Source organism: Ralstonia sp. Ralssp110 (genome assembly GCF_047325135.1).
GTDB classification, from domain to species: Bacteria; Pseudomonadota; Gammaproteobacteria; order Burkholderiales; family Burkholderiaceae; genus Ralstonia; species Ralstonia mojiangensis.
The window spans coordinates 2,161,188-2,179,375 of the sequence record NZ_CP168610.1 but is presented as its reverse complement, the minus strand read 5'-3'; the positions used below and the strand labels follow the sequence as shown (position 1 = coordinate 2,179,375).

Genomic DNA, 18,188 nt, shown 5'->3' with positions numbered 1-18,188 from the left:
CGCTTCGTTGCACGGGCTCCTTCGTGTGACGCAAGTTTGGGAGACGTGGCCGAGAGGTCGAAGGCACTCCCCTGCTAAGGGAGCATCCGGGCCAAAACCTGGATCGAGGGTTCGAATCCCTCCGTCTCCGCCAGTTTGGCGCTTCTCGCGGGAAGCGCGCATAACAGGCGGATGCGAGTCGAGCTGACGTGACGGCTCGCATTGCACTGCACGTCAAAAAGCCCGCATGGTTTGCGCCATGCGGGCTTTTTCTTTGTCTGTTGCTCTGTATGAGTCGCAGTCTGACATGCGCGCCCCATCCGAAGATGGCGCGCGCATCATCAATGCATCAGCCTTGGCCGACGCTCTCCGGCACGCCTGCGGTCACGTTGAAGCCGCAATCGACGTAGGTGATCTCGCCGGTCACGCCGCTGGCCAGGTCCGACAGCAGGAACGCAGCCACGTTGCCGACTTCCTCGATCGTGACGTTACGGCGCAGCGGGGCCACGTCTTCCATGTACTTCAGCAGCTTGCCGAAATCCTTGATGCCGGAGGCCGCGAGCGTCTTGATCGGGCCGGCGGAGATGCCGTTGGCGCGAATGCCCTTCGGCCCGAGCGCGCCCGCCAGGTAGCGCACGCCGGCTTCCAGCGATGCCTTGGCCAGGCCCATCGTGTTGTAGTTCGGGACGATGCGCTCGGCACCCAGGTACGTCAGGGCGAGCAGCGAAGCATTGGGCGAGAGCATCGGCAGCGCGGCCTTCGCCAGCGCGGGGAAGCTGTACGCCGAGATGTCGTGCGCGATGCGGAATGATTCGCGCGACAGGCCGTCCATGAAGTTGCCGGCAATCGCTTCGCGCGGTGCAAAGCCGATCGAGTGCACGAGGCCGTCGAAGTGGCCCCAGTGCTGACCGAGGTCTTCGAACACTTTGGCGATCTGTTCATCGCTGCCGACGTCGCAATCAAACACCAGTTTGCTGTCGAACTCGGTAGCGAATTCAGTAATTCGGTCCTTAAAGCGTTCGCCGACGTAGGTGAAGGCCAGTTCCGCGCCCTCGCGCTTGCATGCGTTGGCGATGCCGTAGGCGATCGAGCGGTTGGACAGAAGGCCGGTAATCAGAATGCGCTTGCCAGCGAGGAATCCCATGGTTTCTCCGTACAAATGTGGGGCAACGTCGCGCTGTGGTCACTCGTCACTGCGCTTAGGCAGCGTCGGTATCCCGGGCGCGAGGCAATTAGGTGGGCGCGATCATACCGGAAAGCGCGGGGCGGCTCCGTATTTGCGCAGTGCCGCACAACCGCTGCCAGCCTTGTCAATGCGGGACGATCCCCGGGCCGGAATTGGTGGGATTGCCGTGTGAGGGCGTTAGAATCGTCGAAAACAGTTTTTCAGACAGCGATCAATCGGATCAACGCATGCAAGGACTTTGGGGGCAAGGGGCGCAATGAGCGTGCGCGTTGCGACACACAAGCGATTCATGGCGCTGGTCAGCCTGCTGGCGGCGATCTGCGCGACACCCGCCTGGGCGGCCCATGGCTACGCCGAATATGGCGACCTCAAGTATCCAGCCGGTTTCTCGAACTTCGGCTATCTGAACCCGAAGGCGCCCATCGGCGGCATGCTGCTGCTCGGCAACCCCGACCGGCGCACGAGCTTCGACAAGTTCAATCCGTTCACGATCAAGGGGACGTCGGCGCCGGGGCTCAATCAGCTTGTCTTCGAAAGCCTGCTCATTACGAGTTGGGACGAGACCGCCAGCGGCTATGGGCTGCTCGCGGACGACGTGACGGTCGCCCCTGACGAGCTTTCGGTCACGTTCCACATCAATCCGCGCGCGCGATTCTCCAACGGCGATCGCGTCCGTGCGTCGGACGTCAAATACTCCTACGACATGCTGATGGGCAAGGGCGCAAGCCCCGCCTACCGCAGCATGACAGCGGATGTGGCCAAGGTGACGGTGGTGGACGCGAGCACCATCCGCTTCGAGTTCAAGCGCAAGAACAAGGAGCTGCCGCTCATCGTCGGCGGGTTGCCGGTGTTCTCGCCAAAGTGGGGCAAGGGCAGCGGCAAGCCCGACGACCCGGATGGCGGCAAGGATGTCGCGTTCGACAAGCTGACCTTCCAGGATCCGATTGCCAGCGGCCCGTATGTGATCGAACGCTTTGATCCGTCGCGCGGCATTACCTTTCGGCGCAATCCCGAATATTGGGGCCGCGACCTGAACGTGCGCCGTGGCTCGTTCAATTTCGAACGCATCCAGTACAAGCTCTACAAGGATGAAACCGCCCGCCTCGAAGCCTTCAAGGCCGGCGAGTACGACGCCATGGTCGAATACCGCGCCAAGAACTGGGCCAAGAGTTACGTTGGCGTGAAGTTCCGCAGCGGCGAGCTGATCAAGAGCGAATTCCCGCATCGCAACGGCGCGGGCATGCAGGGCTTTGTAATGAACCTGCGGCGACCGTTGTTCCAGGATCTTCGGGTGCGCAAGGCGCTGGCGCTGGCGCTCGATTTCGAATGGCTCAATCGCCAGCTTTTCTATGGCGCCTATCGCCGGCTCGACAGTTATTTCGCCAATAGCGAGCTGGCCGCGTCCGATTCGCTGACGGGCATGCCCAGCAAGGGCGAATTGGCGTTGCTGGAGCCGCTGCGCAGCAAGCTCGATCCGGAGGTGTTTGGCGTGCTGCCGGCACCGCCTTCAACTGACCCTCCAAGCTCACTGCGTGACAACCTGCGGCAGGCGCGCCGCCTACTGGCCCAGGCCGGTTGGACGTACGCAGACGGCGCGCTGCGCAATAGCAAGGGCGAGCCGTTTGTCTTCGAGATGCTCGACGATGGGGGCGCCATGAGCCGCGTCATGGCTGCGTATGCGCGCAATCTTGAGAAGCTCGGCATTCAGGTCAACCAGCGTATGACCGATTTCGCGCTCTACCAGAAGCGGTTGGAAGAGTTCGATTTCGACATGATCTCGCTGCGCTTTCCCGATTCGCAAAGCCCTGGCAACGAGCTGAAAGACCGCTTCGGCTCCGCTGCGGCTGATGAAGCTGGCTCGGACAACGTGATCGGCCTGAAATCGCCGGCCGTGGACGCGCTGATCGACGACGTGCTACGCGCCGACAATCGCGACGAACTGGTCACCGCTTCACGCGCGTTTGACCGCGTGCTGATGCAAGGCTGCTATGTAATTCCGCACTGGTATTCGGCTTCGCACCGCGTGGCCTACAACAAGAACCTAATGTACCCGGATCGTCTGCCCTATTACTACTCGGCAGAGGCCTGGGTACTGACGGCCTGGTGGCGGACGCCGGAATCCGCCCAATCGGCTGCCAAATGACCGCATCGGTGACACCATGTTCGCGTACCTGATCAAACGGTTGCTGCTTCTCATCCCGACGCTGATCGGCGTGATCACGCTCACGTTTGTCGTGATCCAGTTCGTGCCCGGTGGCCCGGTCGAACAGATGATGATGGAGATGAAGGGGCGGGGCGCCGGCGGCGAGGCTAGCGGTGGCGGCGCGTTCGACTATCGCGGCCGTCGCGGCGTGGATGCCGAGAAAATCAAGGAAATCCGCGCCTTGTATGGTTTCGACAAGAGCCCCGTTGAGCGTTACTTCCTGATGCTTGGCCGTTTTGCACGCTTCGATCTGGGTGAGAGCTACTTCCAGCATCGCAGCGTGTGGGATCTCGTCAAGTCGAAATTACCGGTGTCCATTTCGATCGGGTTGTGGACATTCTTTCTCACGTACCTGATAGCGGTGCCGCTCGGCATTGCGAAGGCGGTGCGGGCGGGCAGCCGGTTTGATCTGGTGACCAGCATCATCGTGTTGGTCGGCTACGCCATTCCCGGGTTCGTGCTTGGGGTGTTGCTGCTGGTGCTGTTTGGCGGCGGCACCTTCTTCCAGTGGTTCCCGATCCGCGGCATCACATCCGACAACTGGGATCAGCTCAGCCTGCTCGGCAAGATCACGGATTACCTTTGGCACATCACGCTGCCTGTCATGGCGTCGGTGGTGGGCAGCTTTGCCGTCATCACCATGCTGACGAAGAACGCGTTCCTGGAGGAAATCCGCAAGCAGTACGTGCTGACGGCGCGCAGCAAGGGGCTGTCGGAGCGGCGCGTGCTGTGGAAGCACATCTTCCGCAACGCGCTGCTGCCTTTGGTGACAGGCTTCCCGTCGGCCTTCATCGGTGCATTTTTCACGGGGTCGCTGCTGATCGAGCAACTGTTCTCGCTCGATGGCATGGGCTTGCTGTCGTATGAGGCGGTGATGCGGCGCGATTATCCGGTCGTGCTCGGTACGCTGTATCTGTTCACGCTGATTGGGCTGGCTGCGCGGTTGATTTCCGACGTGTGCTATGTGCTGGTTGATCCGCGTATCCATTTCGGCTCGGTCGGACGATAGGCGGGCCGGCAACCATGACCCAGTATTCGCGCACTTCCACGCATCCAACCAATACGGCAGCGCCGCATCCGGTGAGACATTCGCCGTCCCCCCTCAAGCGTGCGTGGCGCCGCTTCAAGCAGCATCGGCTGGGCTATTGGAGTCTGCTCATCTTCGTGGTGCTGTTCGTGCTCAGTCTGGGCGCCGAATGCATTTCCAATGACCGCCCGCTAGTGGTCAAGTACCACGGTCACTGGTATTTCCCGATCGTGAAGGCATACCCCGAGACGACCTTCGGCGGCGATTTTCCGACCCCGACGGATTACCTCGATCCGTTCATCCGAGACAAGTTCAAGGAGCCGGGAAGCTTTGCGATTTACCCGCCCAATCCGTATTCGTACGAGACGCTGAACTACTTTTCGAAAGAGCCCAACCCCGCGCCGCCCTCTGCCGAGAACTGGCTCGGCACCGATGACCGCGGCCGCGATGTGTTTGCGCGGCTGCTGTATGGCTTCCGTGTCTCGGTGCTGTTCGGGCTGGCGCTCACGGTGCTGGGCGTGCTGGTCGGCACATTGACCGGCGCGCTGATGGGCTTCTTTGGCGGGCGCTTCGACATGGTGTCGCAACGGCTGATAGAAATCTGGAGTTCGATGCCGGAGCTGTACCTGCTGATCATCTTTGCGTCGATCTTCACCCCCAGCCTCGGGCTGCTGATCATCCTGCTATCGCTGTTCGGCTGGATGAGCCTGTCGGATTACGTGCGTGCCGAGTTCTACCGCAACCGCTCGCTTGACTATGTGAAGGCCGCGCGAGCGATGGGCCTGTCCAGTTGGCAGATCATGTGGCGCCACATCATGCCCAATAGCCTGACGCCCGTGATCACCTTCCTGCCGTTCCGCATGAGTGCAGCCATTCTTGCGCTCACCAGCCTGGATTTCCTAGGCCTCGGCGTGCCGCCATCCACACCCAGCCTTGGTGAACTTCTCGCACAGGGCAAGGCCAACCTCGATGCATGGTGGATCTCTCTGTCGACATTCGTGGTGCTTGTGCTGACCCTCGTGCTGTTGACCTTCATGGGCGACGCGCTGCGCGATGCCTTCGACACGCGCCTGTCATTCGCGCAACTGCGCACGCGCCAGAAACCGGCGGGGGTGAAATGACCCGCGTCGATCTGCGTTCTTCCGCACCGAAGTCCGACGGTCCGCTGCTGCGCTTGGATGACTTGTGTGTGCATTTCGAATCGGAGCACGGCGAAGTGACGGAAGCCGTCAAGCATGTCTCGCTCGACTTGCACGCTGGCGAACGCTTCGCTTTGGTGGGCGAATCCGGCTCGGGCAAGTCAGTGACTGCGCTATCGATCATGCGATTGCTGGCCGATGCGCAATACAGCGGCCGCATCCTGCTCGAAGGCCGCGACTTGTTGGCCGCGAGCGAGCGCGAGATGCGCGGCCTGCGTGGCGCCGATGTCGCCATGGTGTTCCAAGAACCGATGACGGCGCTCAATCCGCTGTACACGATTGGCAACCAGATCGTCGAAACGCTGGAGCTGCACGAAGGCCTGGACAAGCGCGCCGCTAAGGCACGTGCAATTGCGCTGCTGGAGCGCACCGGCATCGCCGAGGCGTCGCGCCGGTTTGACGCTTTTCCACACCAACTATCGGGTGGCCAGCGCCAGCGCGCAATGATCGCCATGGCCCTGGCTTGCTCGCCGAAGTTGCTGCTGGCCGACGAGCCGACCACCGCGCTGGACGTGACGGTGCGCATGCAGATCCTGCAATTGCTGCGCGAACTGCAGGCCGAGTTCGGCATGGCCATCATGCTGATCACGCACGACCTGAACATGGTGCGCGCCTTTGCCGAGCGCGTGGGCGTGATGGAGCGGGGCGTCTTGGTCGAAACCGGCAACACGGCCGACGTATTTGCCGCGCCTCAGCATCCGTACACCGTGCGCTTGCTTGAGAGCCGCCCGCAGCGCGACGTGCTGCCACTGGTGCCGCTTGCACCCGTGCTGCTCGAAGCCGACAAGTTGACCGTTACCTACGAACGCCATCGCCCCGGGTTTGCCGGCTGGTTCAGATCCGACCCGTTTACCGCGGTCGATTCCGTGTCGCTGCAACTGCGCGAAGGCGAGACGCTCGGCATCGTGGGTGAATCGGGCTCTGGCAAGACCACGCTCGCCCAGACGCTGCTCGGGCTGCAGGCGGCAAAGAGCGGCGACTTGCGCTTCCTCGGCAACTCGCTGCTACGTATTTCGCGCGACGAGCGCCGCGCTGTGCGTGCGCGCATGCAGGTGGTGTTTCAGGACCCGTACGGCTCGCTGTCGCCGCGAATGACGATCGAGGAGATCGTCGGCGAAGGGCTCGCGCTGCATCAACCGCACGTCAACGCTACAGAGCGCCGTCACCGCGTGATCGAAGCCCTGCGCGAAGTCGGTCTGGACCGCACGGCGCTGGGCCGCTATCCACATGAATTCTCGGGCGGGCAGCGCCAGCGCGTCGCCATTGCCCGTGTGCTGATCCTCAAGCCGCAGTTGCTGGTGCTTGATGAGCCGACTTCCGCACTTGATGTGTCGATCCAGCAGCAGGTGCTTTCACTGCTGTCAGCCCTTCAGAAAAAGTACAACCTGTCGTATCTATTCATCAGCCACGACCTTGCCGTCATCCGCGCGATGTCACATCGCGTGGTGGTGATGAAGGATGGAAAAGTGGTGGAAGAGGGCGACACTGAAGCGGTGTTGGCGTCCCCCTCGCACCCCTACACTTGCAAGCTGATGGCGGCTGCCTCACTCATCCCTGCGCGGGATAACCCGTAAAACCCACCGCTTGTGCCCCAAATCAGTGCAGTTTTGATGCGCTGTTTTTGTAAGAATGCGCATCTAAAGTCATGTCTAAGTGCCTGATTTGCATGTGGATTCCGAAGAATTTGTAACGACCTTTGACAAGTCAAAGTGTCACTTTTATCATCCTGCGAGATTGTTTTAACAAGATTCGGACTGTTCTCATTTGCGGCGGCATATGTTTGCCACATCATCACGAGTTTCCGAGGGAGAACCAATGCAGCATTTCGTACTTCATTCCATGGCGCGCCTGGCGGTAGGGGTTGTGATCGGCTGCGGCGTGATCGTGTCGAATGCAGTGCATGCTGATACGGTCTTCAAGGACACGGAAGTCCGCGCCGACGTCAAGCCCGAAGCCAAACCGGGCCTCATCTCCAACGTGATGAGCAAGACCGGCGACGTGGTCATGAACGCACTAGGCATGATCGGCCTGCGCTACCGTTTCGGTGGCAACACACCGGAATCGGGCCTCGACTGCAGCGGCTTTGTTCGCTATGTCTTCAACGACACCTTCGGCTTCCTGCTGCCGCGCCGCGCTGTAGAAATGAGCCGTGTCGGCACCAGCGTAGACACAGCTGAACTGCGTCCTGGCGATTTGGTGTTCTTCAACACCATGCGCCACACCTTCTCGCACGTCGGTATCTATATCGGCGATAACAAGTTTGTGCATGCGCCGTCCACGGGAAGCAAGATCCGCGTGGATGACATGACCGCCTCGTACTGGGTGACGCGCTACAACGGCGCCCGTCGCATCGAAGGCAACTCCGGTGCCGCCATCAAGGACGGCGCCGACAACTTTGTCGAGCAACTCAAGCGCGTCGACCCGAACGCCGCCGGCAAGCCCCTGGCCATGTACGGCGGTTGATTCGCTGTCACACAATAGAAAAAAGACCGCTGCGGCGGTCTTTTTTGTTGTCTCCCAAAGGGGGTATTTAGTGCGACGGCAGCGGGGTGCCGACGATGGTCTGCGTCAGATGCAGCTTCTCCCGCAGCAGCGGCATGGCGGCTTGGGCAGCCTGCTCGCCTGCCAGAATCGCCTCGTTGCGCGCGGTGAAGTCGCTGCCCTTAACGAACGGTAGCGACGGTGTGATCACCACGTCCGCCTGGGCCAGCTCGGTCTTGTTGATGCTCTGACCCATGATGGCCGTCGTCTGCAGCAGCATGCTCGCCTGCCCCGACACCGCCTGGTTGGACGGGTCTGCCGAGATATTCACTGCAATCACGAACGTTGCGCCCATCTGCTTGACGTACGTCACGGGCACGGGCGCCACCAGCCCCCCGTCCACGTACTGGCGGCCGCTGATCGTTACCGGCTGGAACACACCGGGGATGCTGCACGACGCACGCACAGCCTGACCAGTATTGCCGCGCCGGAACAGGATCGGCTTGCCGCTCGCGAGGTCCGTCGCGACGATGCCCAGTGGAATGTGCATCTGCTCGATGGACTTCTGCTTGACCAGCCGGTTGATGTACTTCTCCAGCGCCTCGCCCTTGAGCCAGCCGCCGAAGCGCGTGCCGAACGGCAGCGCCCAGTCGGCGATCATGGCCTCGTCCATCTTGAGCGCCATGCGGTTCATTTCCAGCCCCGACATACCCGATGCGTAGATCGCCGCCACCACGCTACCGGCGCTGGTGCCGGTGATGAAGTCGATCTGAATACCTTGGGCTTCCAGCATCTTGATGACGCCGATGTGCGCAAAACCGCGCGCGGCACCGCCGCCCAATGCCAACCCGATCCGCACGGGCTGTGTGGCGGGCTGGGCTGTGGGCGGCAGCACCGCTGTGGCGGGGGTGAGGGGCGTTTCGGTTTTGCCGGACGAGAAACCCGTCACGGTGCAGGCGGAGAGGACGGAGGCGCCGGCGGCGCCCAGGAAGAGGCGGCGTTGCATGAGGAGGTTGGGGCGGTTTGGTATGCCGCGCAGTGATGTTCAGTCGTAACCGAGCGCACTGCGGCCGGCCGCCATTGTGCCAAAGTTCAGCGACAGGTCGGCCGGATATGCGTGGCACGGTTGCTATAATTTCGGTTTTGATAGAGGCCGCTCAGGATCCGCGCTCGCGGTCCGACTACGCGGCCTTATTCGTTCAGCCATTCCTATGACACAGCGCGTCCGCACTCGTTTCGCTCCCAGCCCCACCGGCTTCATCCACCTCGGCAACATCCGCTCGGCACTCTATCCGTGGGCTTTCGCACGCAAGATGAAGGGAGACTTCATCCTGCGCATCGAAGACACCGATGTGGAGCGTTCCAGCCAGGAAGCTGTCGACGTGATCCTCGAGGCGATGGACTGGCTGGACATGGACATCGATGAAGGCCCGTTCTACCAGATGCAGCGCATGGACCGTTACCGCGCCGTGGTCGCGCAGATGGTTCAGCAGGAACTGGCTTACCCGTGCTACATGAGCACCGAAGAACTCGACGCCCTGCGCGAAGCGCAACGCGAGCGCGGCGAAAAGCCCCGTTACGACGGGACTTGGCGCCCGGCACCGGGCAAGGTTTTGCCGACGCCGCCGGCGGGCGTGCAGCCGGTGATCCGCTTCAAGAACCCCATCGGGGGCAGTGTCGTGTGGGACGACGCAGTGAAGGGCCGCATCGAGATCTCCAACGACGAACTCGATGACCTCGTGATCGCGCGTCCTGACGGTACGCCCACATACAACTTCTGTGTGGTCGTGGATGACATGGACATGCAGATCACCCATGTGATTCGCGGCGACGACCACGTCAACAACACGCCCCGCCAGATCAACATCCTGCGCGCGCTGGGCGGTACGCCGCCGGTCTATGCTCACCTGCCGACCGTGCTCAACGAGCAGGGCGAGAAGATGAGCAAGCGCCACGGTGCCATGGCTGTTACGGGTTATCGTGATGCTGGCTATCTGCCCGAAGCCATCGTCAATTACCTCGCCCGCCTGGGCTGGGCGCACGGCGATGCCGAAATCTTTTCGCGCGAGCAGTTCATCGAGTGGTTCGACCTCGAGCACCTGGGCAAGTCGCCTGCGCAATACAACCCTGAGAAGCTCGCCTGGCTGAACAACCACTACATCAAGCAGGCCGACAACGCGCGTCTGGCTGGTCTGGTGAAGCCGTTCATTGAAGAGCTGGGTGGCAAGGTGGATGGCGGCCCCGTGCTGGCAGATGTGATCGCCCTGGTAAAGGATCGCGCCAACACGCTCCGTGAAGTCGGCCAGACGGCGCTGCTGTTCTATCGTACGGATATCTCTGTCGAGCCGGAACTGGCCGCACAGCACCTCACCGACGATGTGCGTCCGGGCATTGCCGCGCTGGCTGAGAAACTCAGCGCGCTGCCCGAGTGGAAGCGCGAGGCCATTGGTGTCGTCTTCAAGGAAGTGCTCGCGGCAAATGGCTGGAAGATGCCGAAGCTGGCGATGCCGGTGCGCTTGCTGGTAGCGGGACAACTGCAAACACCGTCGATTGATGCAGTGTTGGAACTGTTCGGCCGCGACGTTGTTCTGCATCGTCTCGCGGCGTGATGTGTGCGGCGCAAAAAATTTTGCGAAAGGGTATTGCCAAGCGCTAAACACTTCCCCTATACTCTTGTTTTCGCTGCAACACGAAGCGAAATGCAGTAAGAAGCAAGCAGTAAAAGGCAGTACCTTGGGGCTATAGCTCAGCTGGGAGAGCGCTTGCATGGCATGCAAGAGGTCAGCGGTTCGATCCCGCTTAGCTCCACCAAAATGCCGGAAGATTCGATTCAAAAAATAATTTGAAAAGAGGCTTCCAAAACGCAAAAAAGTTCGTTATAGTAGCGGACTTCGCAGCGTAAGACAGAAAGCGTTGCAAAACAGTTTCTGTCCCCTTCGTCTAGAGGCCTAGGACATCACCCTTTCACGGTGAGTACAGGGGTTCGAATCCCCTAGGGGACGCCAAAACAAGAGCTTAACCAGAAGCTCATTAGCAGAATCAGTCGCTAGCTGATTTTGCAACCGACACGGAGCGGTAGTTCAGTCGGTTAGAATACCGGCCTGTCACGCCGGGGGTCGCGGGTTCGAGTCCCGTCCGCTCCGCCAAATCAAAACCCGCTGCTTGCAGCGGGTTTTTTCTTTTGCGCTTTCAATTCAATCCACGCAAATCAAGATTGATACTGCTTTAAAGGGGGGAATACCTCGCTTTAATCGGCAGCGCGGCTTACGCGATTGAAATAGCTGACCAGCAGCGCACCTGCCACCATCAAACTCAGCCCATTGGCGGCCCAGAAACCAGCTGCGCCGCGCAGTGCCGCAGCAATGTCCCCCAACAGCCCAAAGCCGAGCACATAACCGCCGCCAAGCCCTACGCCCCACAGCGATAGCGCATAGATCACGGTCGGGATGAGCGCGATCTTGTATGCGCGCAGGATGAACGCTGTCATGACCTGCAGGGCATCGAACATCTGGTAAAAGGCGATGAAAGGCAACAGCGGCACCGCGATTGCCAGGACAGTGTCATCGTGCGTGTAGAGGCTGACCAGCTCGCGCCGCAAGAACAACACGGCCGCGCCAACGATGACCGCGCACATCACCGCCAACTTGATGCCATTCAGCGAGATGCGTCGCGCTGCTACGCGATCGCGGGCGCCGATTGATTGCGCAGCCAACGTGGACGTTGCGATTGATAGCGAGAGCGGCACCATATACGCAACCGCTCCAAGGTTGGCGGCAATCTGATGCCCGGCCAGGACCACCGTGCCAAGGCGCGCGATGAAGATCGCCATCAGCGTGAACGACGTGATCTCGATCAGGTAGGTGAAGCCCATCGGCACCCCCAGACGTACCAGCGCCCACAGCCGCGCACGGTTGGGTGGTGAGTAGTGCGTGAAAATCGCGAACGGCTTGTAAGCCGGATTGCGCATCAAAATGGCAGCCGCTGCGACGAACCATAGCCAGCTGATGATCATCGAGGCGAGTGCGCAGCCGGGGCCACCCATCGCGGGGACGCCCATGCCGCCGTACAGAAACAATGCGTTGAGCGGAAACTTGATGGCGAGCCCGGCGAGCTGCAGTACTGTCACCATCACGGGGCGCGACAGCGCGTTGTTCAACGCAGAGTAGATCCGGAAGCCGAGCGCTGCAGGCAACGCGAGTGCTTCATACCGCAAATAGGCAGTGGCTTTCTCGGCGAGCTCTGGCGTGGCGTCTGCCAGGTGCAGCAGTGGGGCAGGGAACCACAGGATCAGCATGCCGATCGCCGCGAGCACCAGTCCGAGCCAGACGGCCTGGCGAACTTCTTCGCCGATCTCGCCGTACCTTTGTGCGCCGTAGAGTTGTCCGGCGATGGGCGAGACCGCTTGCAGCACGCCCATCAAGCTGATGTACACCGTGACGTAGATCGACCCGCCGAGCCCGATCGCAGCGAGGTCCGCTGCAGAGGCGCGGCCAGCCATTGCCGTATCGAGTACGCCGAAGGCGATAACAGCCAACTGGCCGATCAGTACTGGCCAAGCCAGTTCGGTAATGCGGCGGACGTCGGCGACAAACATGTAGGCTACGGAAACGTTACTGACGCAGCTTGCGTCGGCGTGTGGTTGCCTGTGTGGGCGGCGGATGTGTGGCGGCCGCTGCCTCCGTCAAGCGGTACATGCGGAAGTGCTCGTCGCGGTCGGCGGGGCGGCGACCTTCCCAGATCAGGCGCCACTCGTAGTTGGAGACGCTCGTCGGTGCGCCGTAGTCGTACGGGTCATGACGCAGCAGGATGTCGCAGTTGTCCTCGGCGCTGCCAAAACGGATGTGACCGAAGTATGCGAATGAGGCAAGCTGCGCATCGCCCATGCGGATCGGCTGCACACATGTGTAGGTGCGCGGCAGCGCCAGGGCGGCGGACTGCGCGACATCGCGGTACGTCTTGGCGTAGTTGATGGTGGGCAACCACAGCGTCATCATCAGCACCCACATGAGCGTGGTGCCGGCGGCCGAGATGACCACCGCGCGCCAGATGGCCTTGGGCGCCCGCGATGTGCGCCAGACGACGATCAGCACCCACGCCGCGGTCACGAGCAGCGCGCAGACCAATGCGGTCCAGCTGAACTCGGGTCGGTAGCCCGGCACGATGCGGTACACGTTGCGTGCAAGCTGGGGCGGAAAGCCCGTCATTTTGGCGATCCACAGCAGCCATAGCGTGCCGCCCAGGATGGTGAAGGCCAGCAGTGCAAACCAATCGATTGCGCTGATGGCGCCCCGCTTGAGCGTTGGCAGCGCGAACGTGGCCATCACGGCCATCGGCGGAATCAGCAGCAGGAAACCGTCGTCGCCCGGGTGAGGCTGCATGAGCAGAAGCACCAACTGCGGCAGCAGGACGGCCAACGGCAACGTGATATGCGGAGCGGTGCGCATGCCGCCCCAGCTCTTCCACGCCCATGCGGCCAGCGGCCAGACGGGCCACGCGAACAGCGGCAGGTTGCGCGCGACAAAGCCGAGCGAATGCGCTGTCGGGCCAGCGTATTGGTGGCGATCGAAGCGTGCCCATTCGCGGACGTAGGTCACGGCGTCAGTTGGATTATTTGCCAGCAAGTAGGCCGCCGCCGGCCATGAGCACCCCAGTGCGAGTGACACGGGCAGCGCCACTGTCAGCAGCGGACGCAGCGGCAGCACGCGCGTGCCATGCGCGGCGATCAATACGGCCACAGTAATTGCCAATGGCAGGATTGGGCCGCCGGCCAGAGACAGGCAGCCGATGCCGACGCCATAGATAAGGCTGCCGTGTACCGGCTTGTCCAACGCCCGGATCAAGCCATACACCGCGACCGCCACGAAGCACAGCGCCCCGACCAACGGTGTTGTTTCGTGGCCGCGTTGCGCCAAGCCTACGCAGGCTAGGAAGATCAGCAGTGCGCCATCGGCCAGCGTACGGCCGTAGTCGCGCGTGTTGGGTTGGCCACCGAAGACGAATTCAAACGGTTGAACTTCCGCGCGGCGGCCCAGCAGATAGGCGCCATACCAGATGCACGCGCTGGTGGCGAAGAAGAAGAGGGCGGTGGCCAGGCGCGATGCATCCGCTGGACCCAGCCATTGTCCGAAGAGGCGAATGAACGCGCCGCCGATCCAGAACACCAGCGGCCCCGATTGCACGACGGGACGCCCGACGATGTTCGGCATCAGCCAGTCCTGCGCGTTGCCGGTGGCCAGCGTCCACATCGCGCCGAAGCCGGCGGCGTCTTCGTTCTTCCACGGGTCGCGCGAGAACAGGCCCGACAGGCCGTAGATCACGCAGATGGCGAGCAGCAGCCAACGCGGCAACTCGCGGGTGGCGGCAGCAGTCAGGCGGATGCGCGAGACGCGGGTGGTGTTCATCGAGTGTCAGACCGGGCGAGCCCGATCGGGGTTGCACAGCGACGTGCGGATCGTAAAAAGGGGCCGAATCAACGGCCTACCATGTGCCGAGAAACAAAAAAGGCAGCCGGAGCTGCCTTTTTCTGACCAGTGAGACGGTCCATCTGATGAGCCGTCTCCGGCGCCGATATTACTTGGCAGCCTTGCCGATCTTGCTGCCGAACTTGTTGCGGAACTTTTCGACGCGGCCGGCCGTGTCCAGAACCTTTTGCTGGCCCGTGTAGAACGGGTGCGATTCGGACGAGACTTCGATCTTGGCCAGCGGATATTCCTTGCCGTCCAGCGTGATCATTTCCTTGGTCTGGATGGTCGAGCGGGTGATGAACTTGAAGTCGCTGGACATGTCCTGGAACACGACTTCGCGGTAATTCGGGTGAATGCCTTCTTTCATGATGAGCCCTGGGGTAGAGGTAGCCAATTCGCGGCGCGCTTCAGGTGCTCACATGGTAGGAGCCACCGTGCGACCAGCCCTCGAATCACTTGCCGGGTGGAGAAACGAGGATTATGCCAGAGAAACAAAGGCTTGGGCAACGCGCTTGCCACAAAAACCGTCGTGCCGTCGCGCTGAAAAGTGACCCAAGAAGCCTATTTCGATCAGGGTTTGGCCAAGCGCTCGATCGTGAGCACGCCGTGACCATCCAGATCCATGGTCTTGGTGTCGCCGACGCGCAACGAGGTGTCGAGGTTGCGCGCCCAGGTGTCGACCCGTGCGGGGGCCTCGGCGTCCGGCGAGGGCTGAAACCGATGCAGCGTTACGCCGATGGACAGCGTCTGGAACTCGCCCGACACGACCATCGGCCGCAAGGTGAGGTCCACGCCGGTCTTGGCCCAGCGGTGGCGCATGAATTGGCAGGTGGTGGTGTCGCAGCCTAACGGGATCGTGTCGTCGGGCAGGCCGGCGGCGAAGCGCGCCTCCCATTCTTTGCGCGGCATCGAGCCGTCCACGTCGTACGTGTGGGTGCGTTCGAGCAGTGCCACATGCTGGCCCGTGGTGGATTCGTCGGCTGAAAGTGTGACGCGTTTGGTTTCGGATTGCCCATCGAATTGCGCGGTGACGCTGAGGACCACGGGCACGGTTGGTTGCGCCCACGCTGCGCCGACAGCGAGACAACAACCGAGCAGCGTTGTGCGAAGTGCTTGGCGAATCGTCATGGCAGGAATCCCTCCTGGCGTTGCTCAGCGTCCAGCACGCGCCGTGCCGGATCTTGCAGGTAGAAGGCGTGCAGGAGCGCGTACAGCGATGGGAGCGTCTCCAGCAAGGCTACCGGTTCGACGAAGAACACTTCCGACGCTACCGCAAAGAACTCGGCCGGATGCTGCACGCCATAAGGGTCGAGCAATGAAAGGATCGGGTCGTCGCCCCACCGGCGCTCCGGAATCTGCTCGCAACGATTGGCAAAGGCGTCGTATTCAGCATAGAGGTCATCTGCCCATTGCTCGCGGTCAACATTGGCATGCAGGCGCGATGAAAACGCCGGGATACCATCCGACTCGCCGTTGAGCATGTCGAGCTTGTGCGCGAACTCGTGTACGACCACGTTGTACGGCTGCGCGCCTGGCTCGGCCAGCGCACCCCCCAGTTCGATGTCCTGCCACGAGAGGATGACGGGGCCGTGCTCCCATGCCTCACCGGCAGCTTCTTCACGCACGTTGTGCACAACGCCGTCTTCATCCATGACTTCCTTGCGGATGACGAACTCGCCCGGGTAGATGACCACGCCGTGCCATCCGCCGTACCACGACATGCCCAGCTCCAGGATCGGCACACTGGCTTGCACGGCAATGCTGATCACCATGTCGTCGGTGAGCGGCAAATCGTGCGCGGTGGTGAATTCCTTTTCGGCGATGAAGAGCGTGGCCGTTTCACGCAGACGTGAAAGGTCCGCGTCAGACCAGTCGAGCAGGAAGGGCAGGCCATCGAGCGCGCGCGACCACAGCGCGTCAGAGATGGCGTAGCGGGTCAGGCGCCGCGTGCGTGCGCGGCCGGAGAACCACCGGAGGACGGACGAAAGCATGCGTCCAGTATATCGGCCGTCGCCAGCAGCTTTGCGACGCTCGCGTGCGCTCTTGTCGGAGGATCAAGCGACCGAGAGGAGCCGCGCGCCGCGCTGATTGGCGACGTACACCGCCTCGGTGCGGCTGCGGACTTTCAGGCGCCGATACAGCGTGCTGATATGCGCCTTGGCCGTTGCCTCGGAGATGTTCAGCATGCGGCTGATGGTCTTGACTGGATGCCCGCGCGAGAGCAGGACCAGAATTTCGTACTGGCGCGGCGTAATGCCGAGCAGCTTCGGATCGGTCTGCGGATCGCCTGCGAGCGCCGGATTGGGCGCGCCATCCAGGCGTGATTCTGGCAGCAACGCGCTGGCCGGAATGTATTGACCGCCCACCAGCACCAGCTCCAGCGAAGCCGCAATGACTTCGCCCGGCGAGTGCTTGAGCGTGTAGCCTGACAAGCCCATCTGCATGAGCGTGCGGATGATGTCGGGCGATTCGGATTCGGCCAGCACGACCACGTGGCGCGCGTGAGGCCGGTGCATGATCTCGCCGATGGCCGACAACTCGTCCAGATGTGGCAGCGGAAGGCCGATGACAAGAAGGCCCGCGTCGGCATTGGTTTCGATGGCGTCGAACATCCCTTCGTCCGGTTCGACGACTGTGACGCCAGTGACGCCCTTGAGCGCCCGTAGCAGGTGCGCAATGCCTGTGCGCACCAACGGATGGGCTTCGATCAAAACAGTGTTCATCGTTGTTCTCGACCTGTTACCGATCTTGCGAACATCCTTGTCGCCCAGGCGAGATACAGGCCGGAGCAGACCCCCGTTCCGAATCATTTTAGTGGCGGAAGTCAAAAATGACAGCCGCCGCGGCCATGCCCCGGGACCCTCGTTGCTGCCTCTTGGCTACTGTAGCCCAGCGTTCGCCAAGGCGCGCACTTCAACCAACGGAAAGCCAGTACCCGATAACGGCGGTTTTCATGGCGACAGCTGTTTCAGTCGCGACACAAAAATCGCATGCCATGCCGGGTTGGACAGCTCTCCGTGTGGAAAATATCCCGTTAAAACAAGGTGTTAGCCGTCATGGCATGGATGTCGCTCTATACCCGTTGGGGAGGAGCGAGCCATGCCGACAATCGCGCAGCGCTGTGCTCGACGTTTGCCGTTCGGGTGGACGGTCGAGAAGACCGGAGTGGTCGCAAGCCGCACGGCCATGACCGCCATGGCGCCTGCGCTCGCAGTAGACGGCGATTTCGTCGTGCAGCGTGCAATCACACTGCTGATCGCCCTTCGAAGCGTTCTCGCCGATACGTTGCCGGCGCGACTCGCATTCGGTCTTGTTCCCACCCGCGCATTCGATCCATCCACCGGTTCTATCGTGTCCGCGCTCTCGGACGGCGAACTGAGTACGTCGTATGCGTGGCTTAACAATCCAACGGCGACGGGGCTTGTGCAACCCCCCTGGAAGTGGGGTGTGCCTCCGGTTACGCCAGCTATGGCGCCGCGTTACCGGCGCCGCGACAGTCTCTTGGCAGGGACCGTCGCTCGTTGCCCGACCCCGAGCGCACCAAAATGTGGCGCTTTCGCAACGTGCGCCGGACACATCGGCGTAACGGCTGTTCAACGGTTTCGTGCTCCGTCCCCCGGCGGGCACTCTTTTCTCAATGGCCATCCTC

At 61.8% G+C, this 18,188-nt stretch carries 14 protein-coding genes and 4 tRNA genes; 10 read left to right on the top strand and 8 right to left on the bottom strand.

The genetic code is table 11. The features are described from left to right. Positions 1-39: 39 nt before the first annotated feature. A tRNA-Ser gene (locus ACEN9T_RS19080) sits at positions 40-133 on the top strand. Positions 134-328: 195 nt separating this feature from the next. On the opposite strand, the gene fabI is transcribed toward ACEN9T_RS19080, so the two are convergent. Then, positions 329-1,123 (bottom strand): enoyl-ACP reductase FabI, encoded by a 795-nt coding sequence (gene fabI, locus ACEN9T_RS19075; RefSeq protein WP_092971495.1) that lies wholly within the window; start codon positions 1,121-1,123, stop codon positions 329-331. Positions 1,124-1,421: 298 nt separating this feature from the next. On the opposite strand from fabI, the gene ACEN9T_RS19070 reads away from it, so the two are divergent. The 5 genes from ACEN9T_RS19070 to ACEN9T_RS19050 all read left to right on the top strand — a co-directional run bounded on the left by ACEN9T_RS19070 (position 1,422) and on the right by ACEN9T_RS19050 (position 8,057). Next, positions 1,422-3,308: an extracellular solute-binding protein gene (locus ACEN9T_RS19070; protein WP_413706763.1), complete on the top strand. Its 1,887-nt coding sequence runs from the start codon at positions 1,422-1,424 to the stop codon at positions 3,306-3,308. 16 nt (positions 3,309-3,324) lie between these two features. Further along, entirely contained in the window at positions 3,325-4,377 is a 1,053-nt protein-coding gene (locus tag ACEN9T_RS19065) for a microcin C ABC transporter permease YejB (protein ID WP_092971493.1), read from the top strand. Between the two features lie 14 nt (positions 4,378-4,391). Next, positions 4,392-5,516: an ABC transporter permease gene (locus tag ACEN9T_RS19060; RefSeq protein WP_092971492.1), complete on the top strand. Its 1,125-nt coding sequence runs from the start codon at positions 4,392-4,394 to the stop codon at positions 5,514-5,516. Further along, a complete protein-coding gene (locus ACEN9T_RS19055) occupies positions 5,513-7,168 on the top strand; it encodes an ABC transporter ATP-binding protein (RefSeq protein WP_092971491.1) in 1,656 nt (551 codons plus the stop codon). Before ACEN9T_RS19060 ends, ACEN9T_RS19055 begins: the two co-directional genes overlap by 4 nt. A gap of 241 nt (positions 7,169-7,409) precedes the next feature. Then, positions 7,410-8,057, top strand: a complete 648-nt coding sequence (locus tag ACEN9T_RS19050) for a C40 family peptidase (protein WP_027677664.1) — start codon at positions 7,410-7,412, stop codon at positions 8,055-8,057. A 67-nt stretch (positions 8,058-8,124) separates the two neighbouring features. On the opposite strand, the gene ACEN9T_RS19045 is transcribed toward ACEN9T_RS19050, so the two are convergent. Further along, complete coding sequence (locus ACEN9T_RS19045) at positions 8,125-9,081, bottom strand: patatin-like phospholipase family protein (RefSeq protein WP_092971490.1); 957 nt, start codon at positions 9,079-9,081, stop codon at positions 8,125-8,127. 205 nt (positions 9,082-9,286) lie between these two features. On the opposite strand from ACEN9T_RS19045, the gene gltX reads away from it, so the two are divergent. The 4 genes from gltX (at position 9,287) to ACEN9T_RS19025 (ending at position 11,221) form a co-directional block, all read left to right on the top strand. Continuing rightward, positions 9,287-10,684, top strand: a complete 1,398-nt coding sequence (gene gltX, locus ACEN9T_RS19040) for a glutamate--tRNA ligase (protein WP_092971489.1) — start codon at positions 9,287-9,289, stop codon at positions 10,682-10,684. Between the two features lie 126 nt (positions 10,685-10,810). Continuing rightward, positions 10,811-10,886, top strand: a tRNA-Ala gene (locus ACEN9T_RS19035). Between the two features lie 118 nt (positions 10,887-11,004). Beyond that, positions 11,005-11,080: transfer RNA gene (locus ACEN9T_RS19030), tRNA-Glu, on the top strand. 64 nt (positions 11,081-11,144) lie between these two features. Further along, positions 11,145-11,221: transfer RNA gene (locus tag ACEN9T_RS19025), tRNA-Asp, on the top strand. A 101-nt stretch (positions 11,222-11,322) separates the two neighbouring features. Here the strand turns inward: ACEN9T_RS19025 and ACEN9T_RS19020 are convergent. The 6 genes from ACEN9T_RS19020 to ACEN9T_RS18995 form a co-directional block, all read right to left on the bottom strand. Then, complete coding sequence (locus tag ACEN9T_RS19020; protein WP_413706762.1) at positions 11,323-12,669, bottom strand: MATE family efflux transporter; 1,347 nt, start codon at positions 12,667-12,669, stop codon at positions 11,323-11,325. Positions 12,670-12,685: 16 nt separating this feature from the next. Beyond that, positions 12,686-14,476: an ArnT family glycosyltransferase gene (locus ACEN9T_RS19015; RefSeq protein WP_413706761.1), complete on the bottom strand. Its 1,791-nt coding sequence runs from the start codon at positions 14,474-14,476 to the stop codon at positions 12,686-12,688. 169 nt (positions 14,477-14,645) lie between these two features. Then, positions 14,646-14,906 (bottom strand): type B 50S ribosomal protein L31, encoded by a 261-nt coding sequence (locus tag ACEN9T_RS19010; protein WP_004626237.1) that lies wholly within the window; start codon positions 14,904-14,906, stop codon positions 14,646-14,648. Between the two features lie 203 nt (positions 14,907-15,109). Next, positions 15,110-15,667, bottom strand: coding sequence for a hypothetical protein (locus tag ACEN9T_RS19005; RefSeq protein ID WP_413706760.1), 558 nt, complete (start codon positions 15,665-15,667; stop codon positions 15,110-15,112). Next, positions 15,664-16,530 carry a zinc-dependent peptidase gene (locus ACEN9T_RS19000; RefSeq protein ID WP_413706759.1) on the bottom strand — a complete coding sequence of 289 codons (867 nt, stop codon included), beginning with the start codon at positions 16,528-16,530 and terminating at the stop codon, positions 15,664-15,666. Before ACEN9T_RS19000 ends, ACEN9T_RS19005 begins: the two co-directional genes overlap by 4 nt. 63 nt (positions 16,531-16,593) lie before the next feature. Next, entirely contained in the window at positions 16,594-17,262 is a 669-nt protein-coding gene (locus tag ACEN9T_RS18995) for a LuxR C-terminal-related transcriptional regulator (RefSeq protein WP_092971484.1), read from the bottom strand. Positions 17,263-18,188 lie beyond the last annotated feature (926 nt).

Coding starts and splice junctions, on each gene's coding strand:
- fabI (WP_092971495.1), bottom strand. CDS start 1,123: ATGGGATTCCTCGCTGGCAAGCGCATTCTGATTACCGGCCTTCTGTCC.
- ACEN9T_RS19070 (WP_413706763.1), top strand. CDS start 1,422: ATGAGCGTGCGCGTTGCGACACACAAGCGATTCATGGCGCTGGTCAGC.
- ACEN9T_RS19065 (WP_092971493.1), top strand. CDS start 3,325: ATGTTCGCGTACCTGATCAAACGGTTGCTGCTTCTCATCCCGACGCTG.
- ACEN9T_RS19060 (WP_092971492.1), top strand. CDS start 4,392: ATGACCCAGTATTCGCGCACTTCCACGCATCCAACCAATACGGCAGCG.
- ACEN9T_RS19055 (WP_092971491.1), top strand. CDS start 5,513: ATGACCCGCGTCGATCTGCGTTCTTCCGCACCGAAGTCCGACGGTCCG.
- ACEN9T_RS19050 (WP_027677664.1), top strand. CDS start 7,410: ATGCAGCATTTCGTACTTCATTCCATGGCGCGCCTGGCGGTAGGGGTT.
- ACEN9T_RS19045 (WP_092971490.1), bottom strand. CDS start 9,081: ATGCAACGCCGCCTCTTCCTGGGCGCCGCCGGCGCCTCCGTCCTCTCC.
- gltX (WP_092971489.1), top strand. CDS start 9,287: ATGACACAGCGCGTCCGCACTCGTTTCGCTCCCAGCCCCACCGGCTTC.
- ACEN9T_RS19020 (WP_413706762.1), bottom strand. CDS start 12,669: ATGTTTGTCGCCGACGTCCGCCGCATTACCGAACTGGCTTGGCCAGTA.
- ACEN9T_RS19015 (WP_413706761.1), bottom strand. CDS start 14,476: ATGAACACCACCCGCGTCTCGCGCATCCGCCTGACTGCTGCCGCCACC.
- ACEN9T_RS19010 (WP_004626237.1), bottom strand. CDS start 14,906: ATGAAAGAAGGCATTCACCCGAATTACCGCGAAGTCGTGTTCCAGGAC.
- ACEN9T_RS19005 (WP_413706760.1), bottom strand. CDS start 15,667: ATGACGATTCGCCAAGCACTTCGCACAACGCTGCTCGGTTGTTGTCTC.
- ACEN9T_RS19000 (WP_413706759.1), bottom strand. CDS start 16,530: ATGCTTTCGTCCGTCCTCCGGTGGTTCTCCGGCCGCGCACGCACGCGG.
- ACEN9T_RS18995 (WP_092971484.1), bottom strand. CDS start 17,262: ATGAACACTGTTTTGATCGAAGCCCATCCGTTGGTGCGCACAGGCATT.